This window comes from Nonomuraea sp. NPDC049649, from assembly GCF_040675175.1.
In the GTDB taxonomy this organism is placed as follows: Bacteria; Actinomycetota; Actinomycetes; order Streptosporangiales; family Streptosporangiaceae; genus Nonomuraea.
In genome coordinates, this window is the sequence record NZ_JBFAOH010000030.1 from 62,102 (window position 1) to 72,808 (window position 10,707).

Genomic DNA, 10,707 nt, shown 5'->3' on the forward strand with positions numbered 1-10,707 from the left:
TCGCAGGGGGCGGCATGGAGATGATACCCCTCGGGCACCTGTTTGCACATCGCTTTCCGTCAGTGGTCCGTGACTCTCCGAGCAGTCAGGACCATGCGCCTCGTACGAACCCGGGACCATTGTGAGGAGGGTGATCACTCCTATGAGTGCGTTCCCGCTCCGTGGCCCGAGGATGATCGACGGCTGTACTACTGATGGGAGGGCCAGGCGATGGGTGCTGGTGTGTGTGGCGGTGATGGTAAGTGCCTGTTCGCTGGACACCGGTCAGGACGGCGTAAGTCCTGACAGCCGCTCGACGGGGTTCCCGGCTCTGGTGGCTCCTGCAAGCCCTCATGGTGTGCGGCTACTTCTATAGGACGAGGAAATCTCATCGTTCAGCGCAGGGATGATGACAGTATGTGGCTATGCGCCTACCCCGAGCGAAATCGTTCAACACCGCCGGCCCCTGTGATCCTCGGCTCCATTACATGCTCCCGCCCACACCGCGGCTTCCCGAGGCTCGAACGCTGATCGAGATGGACCGGTACTTCGTGGTCCACGCGCCCCGGCAGACCGGCAAGACAACCGGTCTGCGCACCCTGGCCTCCGAGTTGACGGCCGAGGGGGAAGTCGCCGCCCTGGCGTTCTCCTGCGAGCGCGCGAAGGTGGCCGGTGACGACGTGGGCTGGGGGGAGTCGATGCTGCTTGACTCGATCCGCGAGGCCGCCGATCGGTCGGGCTGGCCGAAGAAGCTGATGCCGCCGGACCCCTGGCCGCAGGCAACGCCGGGCAGCCGGATCAGTGCGGCGCTGAGCGCCTGGTGCCGCCGGAGCCCGCGCCGGGTGGTGTTGTTCTTCGACGAGATCGACGCGCTGCAGGGCAACAGCCTCGTCAGCTTCCTCTGCCAGCTGCGCGACGGTCACAACGCCCGGCCCGACGGGCACCCGTTCCCCGCGTCCGTGATCCTGTGCGGGCTGCGCGACGTCCGTGACTACAGGACCGCCGTCGGCGCAGATCCGGGCCGGTGCAATCCGACCAGCCCGTTCAACATCGTCACCAAGTCGCTGCGGCTGAGTGACTTCAGTGCCGATCAGATCGCCGATCTGTACGGTCAGCACACCGAGGCGACCGGGCAGGAGTTCACCAAGGACGCGGTGGAGCGGGTGTTCGAGCTCACGCAGGGCCAGCCGTGGCTGGTCAACGCTCTCGCCCACGAGGTCGTCTTCGAGATGGGAGTGAGCGGCGCCGTCACCGTCGGTCACGTGGAGGAGGCCAAGGAGCGGTTGATACGGGCGCACGCCATCCATCTCGACTCGCTGGTGGCCAAGTTGCACGAACCCCGGGTCAAGCGGGTGATCGAGCCGATCATGGCCGGCACGCTGCCGAGTCTGGACGAGCGAATCGACGACGATGTCTCCTATGTCCACGATCTGGGTCTCATTCGCGGGCCCATGGATCTGGAGATCGCCAATCCGATCTATCGCGAAGTCCTGCTCCGGGTGCTGGGCGATCGCACGGCGCGGCTGGTCAAGGCCGATCCGCGGAGCTTCGTGATGCCGGACGGCCGGTTCGACCTGGAGCGCCTGCTGCGGGAGTTCGTCGTGTTCTGGAGGGAGCACGGCGAGGTGATCATCCACCAGGAGGGCTATCACGAGGCCGCCTGTCAGATCATCCTCATGGCCTTCCTGCACCGGCTGATCAACGGCGGCGGCTGTCTCGACCGGGAGTACGCCGCGGGCACCAAACGCCTGGACGTGCTGGTTCGCTGGCCCTACACCGGCCCGGACGGCGAGCGCCTGGTGCAGCGGGAGGCGATGGAGCTGAAGGTCTGGCGGGCAGGCAAGGAAGACCCTCTCCCTGAGGGGCTGGCTCAACTCGACGGCTACCTGGACCGCCTCAGCCTCACCACCGGCGTGCTGGTGATCTTCGACCGGCGCCCTGAGGCGGCGCCCTGGAACCAGCGAGGCACCTTCGACCAGGCCGTCACACCTGCCGGTCGCCGGGTCAGCGTTCTGCGTGCATAGCGCTGGAGGCTCCGCGATACAGAGTGTGCCCGCGTTGACGGGAAATCGAAGCGCTATTCAAGCCATTTCTCAACGACTGATCGTGATGGTTTGACTACGCGCTGAGTTTGGCGGGGAAGTGCTTGAATTGGAAAATTCCAATTACCGTAACTCAATACAGTGAGCCCCGTTGGGATTCGCTGGGATGCCTGTGTGTGTTACAAATTTATCCTCTTTTTATTTGTGATCCATGTCATATTGATCATGGTGAGCCTCCGGTCGATGATCAAGGGCGACATGCCCAACTCACAACCAGTAGAGGATGTTTGTGAACGAGTTAGGCAACAGGCCTCGCATCATCAGCAAATCCAAACGAAGAATCGCGTCGGCAACGGTGTTCACGATGGCGGCATCGTTGCTGGTCGCCGGACCGATCAGACAGGCCGTGGCCGACCCTGATCCGCAGAACGCGAAGGCGACCGGCCCTGCGGTCACCACCTTCCCCCGCCCCGAGGACCCCGACGCGGCCCTGCGCGCCGCAGTGGAGGAAGCGAAGAAGCTCAACAAGCCCGTCACCGTCGAGGAGGCCTTCACCGAGACCTCCCGGACCTGGGCGTACCCGGACGGTCACCTGACCACCGAGTCCTACTCCGGCCCCACCCAGCTCAGGCAGCGCGACGGCTCGTGGGCTTGGATCGACCCGTCGCTGGTCGAGCAGAACGGCGTGCTGAAGCCCAAGCTGGCCAAAGCCAAGGTGCGCCTGTCCACGGGCGGATCCGGCCCGTTCGCGACCATGATCCTCGACCGGAGCCGCTCGTTCAGCCTCTCCTGGCCGACGCCGCTGCCCAAGCCCAAGATCGAGGGCAACGTGGCGACCTACCCCGGCGTTGCCGGGCCGTCGGGAGACCTGGTAGTGACGGCGCTGGCGACCGGGCTCCGGCACGACATCGTGCTGCGGGAGCGCCCCACCGGCCCGGTGGAGTTCCGCATCCCGGTGGAATCCAAGGGGCTCAAGCTCAGCGTGACCAAGTCCGGCGGGCTCACCCTGAAGGGCGACAACGGAAAGAAGGCGGCCTCGGCCCCGGCGCCGCTGATGTGGGACGCCGCCGCCGACAAGCCCTCCGCAACCAAGCCGGGCCGGCAGAAGAAGATCAAGACCAGCGTGGAGTCCAAGGACGGATCCACCACGCTGGTGCTGAAGCCGGACGCAGCCTGGTTGGCCGACCCCGCGACGCAGTATCCGGTCACCGTCGACCCCACTACCACGCTGGGGGTCACCCAAGAGGTCGGCATCGCGTCCCCCGACTACCAGACGGTGGCGGGCATGGTGGGCAGGGCGGCGGACTACTCCGGCGCCGATCAGCTCTTCCGCACCCTGATGGCCTTCGATACCGCCTCGATCGCCGGCAAGCAGGTGACCAAGGCCACCATGCAGCTGCGGCTGCGTGACGATGTGATCAACTGCAGTGAGTTCCAGGGCATCGTGGCCCAGCGGATCACCAAGTCCTGGGTGGCCGACAACACCTACTGGGGCAACCAGCCCACCAGCACCGAGGAAGGCCGCGCCGCGATCGACCCGTGCGCGCTGCCTGGCACCAGCGGTGCGGTCTGGAGCTGGGACCTGACGGCGATGACGCGCCTGTGGGCCTCGGGAACGCCCAACCACGGCCTGCTGCTCAAGCTGACCCAAGAGACCGCGCCCCCGCGTAACGAGGTTGAGTCATTTTCGTTCTGGCCGCAGCTGTTCAATCAGGACGTGCCGAAGCTGAGCGTGGACTGGGTGCTGCCGCCGGAGATTCCCACCGTGACCGCCGAGTCCATCGACTCGATGGACGGCAACGACGCGATCGCCCGCAGCACCAACGTCAAGGTGACCTATAAGTCCAGCGTGCCCGAGGCGACGCCGCTGAACTACACGGTGACGGTCAACGACTCCACCATGGCCCCGCCGGCCGTCGAACTGCCCGGGGGTGAGGCCGCGTACTGGAAGCTGGACGAGACCTCCGGCACCACCCTGACCGACTCGTCCGGAAACAACCGGAACGCCACCCTGAGCGGCGCGCACACCCGCACGCCGGGCCAGCTCGGCCAGGCGGTGACGTTCACCGGAGGGCACGCCGCGACCAGCGGGCCGGTGATCAACACCAACCAGAGCTTCACGGCGAGCGCCTGGGTGCGCCTGGATAACAGCACACAAGAGCAGAACGTGCTGTCCCAGATGGGCACGAATTTGCCCGGTTTCACGCTTTCCTATCAGACGTCCGACGCTCCGGAGTACGATCAGCGCTGGGTGCTGTCCATGATCAATCGGGACATCCCGGACACCATCCATGAGACCGTCATTCAGTCGGAGCATCTGGCCAAGATCGGCGAGTGGACGCACGTGGCCGCCCAGTACGACAAGGACGCAGGCAAGATCCGCCTGTACGTGGACGGCGTGCTGGCTGGCGAACGGGACCACACCGTCAGCTGGAATGCCCGAGGCGCTTTCGAGATCGGCCACTCAAGCGCTCTCGACGGCCCCCTCAAGGGGGCGATGGACGACATCCACGTCTACCAGCGGGCGCTCAGCGCGAACGAGCTCCGCGCTCTGGTCGGCGTGCCCGGCACCACCTCGCACAACAACATCCCGTCAGGGCAGGTGCTGGACAAGGTCTTCACGCTGGACAACCCGGCCAGCTTCAAGTTCGTGGTGAAGGCATGTCGCGCCGGCATCACCCCGCCCTCGTGTAACGAGAGCCCGGCCTACCGCATCACCAGCGATGCTCCGGTACTCCCGTCGGACACCCAGACCGGCATGGCCGACCCGACCCAGCCGATCCTCTCGGGCATGGTCAACCGGCCCTCCGGGAACCCGGTTACGGCCAAGTACTACCTGTACGACAGCACTGGTGCTCCTGTCGGCTCTGCTCCGCTGGGCAGTCGTACGGTCAACGGCGGCCAGCGTGCCTCTTTCCAGATTCCTGCCAACACTGTCCAGCCGGGCAGCAGCTACAAGTGGCAGATGGTCGCCTGCGTCAACGCTCCTCAAGGTCAGGATCCGGCACCCGATCCGGACCCGGATCCGACGCCAACCCCCGATCCTGATCCCGATCCGACCCCGACCCCGGATCCCGATCCGACGCCTGACCCGACGCCCACCCCTGCACCAACCCCGACTGGGCTGGTTGCCGCGTACGGGATGAACGAAGGCAGCGGCTCCACTGTCAACGATGTGACGGGCACCAACCACGGCACTGCCATCGACACCTCCTGGGTCACCGGCAAATATGGCAAGGGGCTGTCCTTCGACGGCATCTTCGGTCTCGTCGCCGTCAACGACCACCCTTCGCTCCGGCTCAGCTCCGGAATGACGCTCTCGGCCTGGGTGAAACCATCGAGGGTTGACGACTGGTACGCGGTCATGGGTAAGGACTACGACACCATTTACGACCTGTCCTATGGCCTGCACGCCTCCGACGGCTCCACTCCTCTTGGCTGGGTAACAACCCAGGGCGAGCCCAAGGAGGTGGGGGGCACCAGCCGGCTCCGAGTGAACACCTGGAGCCACCTCGCCGTCACCTACGACGGCAGGTGGGCTCGCCTCTACCTCAACGGCAACCAGATCGGCGAAGAGCGCATCTCCGGCAACATCCAGAACGACGCCGGAGACTTCCACATCGGCGGCAACACCATCTACGGCGAGTACTTCGACGGCGTCATCGACGAAGTCCGTGTCTACAACCGCGCCCAGACGGTTGTCGAGATCACCACCGATATGAACACCCCGCTGGGCGGTGCTCCTTTTACAACCAGTGGGCAAAAGTTCACCAAGGGTGCGACAGTTGCCGTTGAGGACGGACGAGGTAGCGAGGCCTGTACTTCCAAGACCGCTCCCGTCACCTTTACCACGCCTGGTACACCGCCGCCGCCCCCTGCCGAGGATGTCCGCAACCTGACGCTGGGCAAGGACAGTTTCGTCATCAAGACTGCCAAGACCGACCCGACCGCATGCGCTGGCTCGGCCTGCAAGGTGGTTGACGATACGGTAATACGGATAGGAGGGAGTGGAGTAAATAATACGGCCGCAATGATCGGGTTCAGGATAGACGAACTTCCGGATGGGGCTGTTCCTATCGAATCACAGCTCATGCTCGGCACGCCAGCATGCTCGCCAGTTGCGTGCCCAGAAAATACGAATATAGCGATCAGCCGCCTAGAATCTCAGGTCACTGAGGACACCACAATCAGTAATATCATCGAAACTGCGAATAGTGACTCGAGATACGAGGTGAATATCGCACAGCCTGCTGTTGATATTGTGGGTGATCAGAATTCATGGCTACTGCTCAAGGCTGACAGCATGACGCCCATCACTTTTGGTGATGTCACTTCACAGGCTCAGCCTAGCCTTACGATTACCTATCGGCCGGCTGCTCCCCCGAGTAAAGTCGAAGATATCACTGTGCATCCCGGAGATAGTGGCGGTATCGTCTCTTGGGGGCTTCCTGTAAGTACTGGGTCTCTTGCCCTGATAGAAGAATACAGGGTAGAGGTGCTGACTGTAGCGGGGGAGGTCGTGGCATCAACTAGTGCAGACAAGCCATCTATCACGATCACAGGTCTGACAAATGGTCAGACGTATACAGTAAGAGTAGCTGCTAAAACTTCCTTCGGCCGAGGAAGCTGGGAGACGGTTTCGCTTACTCCGAGACCGCTCGCCACCTCCTCAGTGCCGGAATGTGTGTCCGTTGGTACCGAGCAGCTCAAAGTCACTGTGCAGGAGTACTATCTGAGACAAAGTGGCGTCGTCGAGGGCAGCTACCCTGACGTATGGTCCAGCACAGTTAGTTCCGCACGGTCCTCAGGTCAGGCCGCGCTGGACCCGCGCAATCCTGTCACTGCCAAACTGTCTCTTACCAATCCGACTCTCACCGCGGAGAAGGAAGGGCTAGACCTAAGCTATACGGAACGTACTGATACGTCAGTATCCATACGCAACGTATTTGCCTACAACGGTCCGGATGGCAGTCCGACGCTTCGAGCGACTGTTGATCGCAGTTGGACAGACGTCACCAGAGATAAGGATGGAAACGAGAAGTCTAAGCCGACAGAACTTACCGACACCTTCGACTACTCGTTTAGTTCGTGTGGACACATAAGGCATGTGTCTGTTGTCGTAGATGTCGACGTCAGCGACATGGATATGATGCTCGATGGGTCAGGAAATTGCGGAGGTGCCCCATCGACCTTCGCCCAGAACCGGACCATGTACAAGGCCTCTTCAAGTGATACATGGTGTGGAAGAGAAAAGTCGGGCGACATGGTCTACGACTATACGGCGAGATGCGATTTCGGACAGCGTATCTGTTCCATACGCACATATGGTAAGCAGAGTCCCCTGTCCGGGATGACCATCGAAGCTGGAGGAACGCTTCGATGGTCGGGTAACCACAACTATATCTTAGGTGGACCGACCACAGTGCGAGTTGAAGAACTCCAGGGGTGGGTTCACGTCACGGTCACACCGGCATTTAGAGCTGCAAACAAGAATCTGGTAAAAAACCTCAAGATCAATCTTAGTACAATCGCGAAATTCTCCATGACTGTTGGGTCTGTATCTGTCGATACGGGTGGAGCATCAACAGGATTCGGCAAATCGTCCGATTCTGCCTATTATTCGCTACAATCTGATTCAGGTCACCTGAAGGCGCAGATACCTCTTCCCGGAAAGATCCGGCCCTTCTCTGTAGATTGTGAGGGGGGGATACTAGGCTTGTGCTGGTTCGACAGCATTCGTCACGACATGAGCGTCACTGTGACGTTCCCATTCAGGGGCTACAACGGTGATCCGATGAGAACGGAGAGCTGCTGGGTCAGAGCGTCAACCCAATACCTACCCGGGTAAGTCAACGGATTGCATAGACTGGTAAGTCTGCCGGCGGCCTTTCGGGGTACGCCGGCAGACTTGAATTAGAAAGTAGACATGCTCATGCAGTCGAGAGGTAACGCTCGGAAGCTCGCCGTGACTCTCATGTGGGCACAGGCTGGAGTTGTTCTTATCGGGCTAACGGTGAAGATATTTATAATACTCACAGGCCGTATAGTGTCCTGGGAGCTATCTATACTTCCCCCTGTTTCGATCTTTGTTCTCGCAAGTGTTCTCCTCCCGCCGATCTTGGCGCTATCTATTTTGCGTGATAAGAGGTGGGGAGAGAGTGGTGCGATCATTGTGGAGTCGGCTGTAGCGATCTACTCGACCATCACTGTGATTGGCAAGATGAATGCCAGCCAGCTATTTAGTTTAGCAATTTCAGTAGCCATAATCTACCTATTGATAGTCCGTCGAGGCGATAAGGTAAATGTCAGTCGATAATAAGTAGTCAGATGGGTACTGGTGCAGTCTCTTGAATGGGTCACCTGCCTCAATGACTCACGGGGCGGTCGTCCCTCCTGATCCATTTCGGCTGATGGAGGCTACCACCTGATCGTCCTGTTCGTCTCGGGCGATCGAGGAAACGTGGCCCTCGCACGCAACTGGCGAGCCCGGTGGACGTCTTCGCCGGGCTCGCCTTGCCTATTGTCGTGCCCGAAGTCATTTGTAGAGGTAGCAGTGCGGAGACTGGCTTGGTGGGCGCTGCTCGTCGCATGCCTGGCGCCAGCGGGTTGCTCGCCGGGCGCGTTTTCTGAGAGTCCATGGCGAGGACGTGCGGGTGGTTGTAGAGCCGCGGTGGCTGAGACGGCCGCTCACGGAAGTGCTCGGCAGGCAGGACTTGGAGATCAGGACGGATTCCGACGGCTTGGCCGTCATTCCCCGGTTGCGGAACTGGCAGCTCAGCGAGGCCAACCGCGAGCTGGGGCAGGAACCGGACCAGATTCGAGAGACCACACAGGTTCTTGGCACGCTCGAGAACTTGATACGCGCCGGGGATACTAGAGTGATGCTGGTCGTCGGATTCGCGAAGCCCCATGAGCAGGGCGATTTCAAAGTCAGATGGCTGACGGCTGGGTATGACGCTGCGTGAGTAGTGGGAGCGTGCGCAGGGGGTTGCCGCCGATCGCTTGCACTGTCTCCTTGATCTTGGTGATGCCGTGGATGGTGAACAGGCCGAGGGCCAGATTGCGCAGCGTGGCCATGGTTCGCGGGCCGTTGCCGAGGTAGGCCTGATGGTCGTCTTCGTGCCAGACGGTGTCGCGGGCACGATGCTCCAGATTTTCGATGCCCCAGTGCCGGCGAGCGTGGGCGGCGATCTCTGCCGCCGACAGGTGGACGCGGCTGGTGACCACGATGACGACCTGCTTGCTGCGGGGCTGGCCTGCCAGGTCAGCCACGTCGCGGCGGATGACCGCCAGGCGGGCGGCATACGGCAGGCCGATGCCATCGCCGGTGATGTCGGTGGCCCAGGTGGTCCACCGGTTGATCCGCCCGTGTCCGCGTTCGGTGCTCACATGAGCGGGTCTTCGGCGATCAGTTCGCATCCCAGCCTCAGGGCGGCGGCATACAGCGATGACCGGTTGCCCTTGATCGTCAGCAGATAATCGGCTTGATGCTTTTCGACCAGGTCGCGGGCGGTGGTGGCGCAGGTGTGCGCCGCGTCGGAGGTGACCAGCGCTCCGGCGATGTCGATGCCGGCCAGCAGGGAGCAGACCTGAGTGGTCTCGGTGGTGCCCTCGGGGACGGCGATCTGCCCGAGTACCACGGCGTCCCGGCCCTCCCCGCGGTGTGTCATCGCCGAGAACAGCACCAGCCGCCCGTCGGAGTTCCAGCCGCCGTGAAGATCCTTGCCGTCCAGCGCGATCGCCCACCCTTGCTCATCGCAGGACGCGTGCGCACGCAGCCATGCGCCCACTGCGGCGTCGAGTTCGCCCGCGTCCACGCTGATCAGCACGCGTCGCAGGGTGGCCGCGCTGGGGGCGAGGTACGGGCCGAGTCGATGCCGGCGCGCGCCCAGCAGGCCGAGCAGGGTCTGCGGCAGGTCAGCGGCCGTCGAGCCCAGTTCCCGATAGTTGGCGGCGCCGGTCAGCGTCGTCACCACGGCGACTCCCAGCACGGCCACCAGAGGGTGCCGGATCCCGCGTGGATCACGTGGATCGGTGATACCTGCCAGCATCTCCAGCAGTGGTCCAACATCGGTACGGGCGTGAGAAACTGACACCGATGGCCTTCTTGTAGGTGATTTGGAAGCGTGAGAACTCCCATGATCACAGACAGAAGGTCATCCTTGTTTCGGTGTCACGATACGTAACGGCGACCGATTCGAACACGGGGGAACGATCGCCCCAGATGGGCGACATTGAAATCACCCTGCCCCATGAGCGAGACCGAAGCGCTCAAGATCTCGGCGTCTCACCCCGATGTCGTACTCTTCTCCCCACCGCGCAGCAATGGAGTGTTTCCGATCTCGTGGGACCATTCCGGCTACTGCCGTGCACGCGGGTTCGATGACTGCGATCCCGCCGTAGGCGCGTCGCTGACGTCGCGTTTCCGGCTTTTGGGCCGAGTTGCTGACGCCGCAGGACGCCGCTCTGCTCGCGCCTTTCGAGCTGGAAGTCTCGGAGCTGAAGGAGACAGCGGTCGCGAGGCTGTGGCACGGGGCGATCTACAACGTGTGGTCGGAGCGCGCACGGGAAATCGTCAAGGATCCACGCGTTAGCCTCGGGCTTTCACGGGGAATTTGAGCCGGGCTGATCGTTTACATGAGAAAAGTGCCTCTGAGCTGGGAGGATGGGGCTTGTCCAGAGTCCT

General features: G+C 62.2%; 4 protein-coding genes. 2 read left to right on the plus strand and 2 right to left on the minus strand.

The window, feature by feature from the left end:
- The first annotated feature begins 467 nt into the window (after window positions 1–467).
- A complete protein-coding gene (locus AB0J42_RS28615) occupies window positions 468–2,003 on the plus strand; it encodes a hypothetical protein (RefSeq protein ID WP_364299740.1) in 1,536 nt (511 codons plus the stop codon).
- Between the two features lie 307 nt (window positions 2,004–2,310).
- The gene (locus AB0J42_RS28620; RefSeq protein ID WP_364299742.1) at window positions 2,311–7,869 is read left to right on the plus strand and encodes a LamG-like jellyroll fold domain-containing protein; all 5,559 of its coding nucleotides are present in this window, start codon (window positions 2,311–2,313) and stop codon (window positions 7,867–7,869) included.
- Window positions 7,870–8,951: 1,082 nt separating this feature from the next.
- Here AB0J42_RS28620 and AB0J42_RS28625 read toward each other — a convergent pair.
- On the minus strand, window positions 8,952–9,410 hold the full coding sequence (locus AB0J42_RS28625) for a transposase (protein ID WP_364299744.1): 459 nt from the start codon (window positions 9,408–9,410) through the stop codon (window positions 8,952–8,954).
- Window positions 9,407–10,072: an ISAs1 family transposase gene (locus tag AB0J42_RS28630; RefSeq protein WP_364299746.1), complete on the minus strand. Its 666-nt coding sequence runs from the start codon at window positions 10,070–10,072 to the stop codon at window positions 9,407–9,409. The genes AB0J42_RS28625 and AB0J42_RS28630 overlap by 4 nt, the downstream gene beginning before the upstream one ends.
- Window positions 10,073–10,707 lie beyond the last annotated feature (635 nt).

Coding starts and splice junctions, on each gene's coding strand:
- AB0J42_RS28615 (WP_364299740.1), top strand. CDS start 468: ATGCTCCCGCCCACACCGCGGCTTCCCGAGGCTCGAACGCTGATCGAG.
- AB0J42_RS28630 (WP_364299746.1), bottom strand. CDS start 10,072: ATGCTGGCAGGTATCACCGATCCACGTGATCCACGCGGGATCCGGCAC.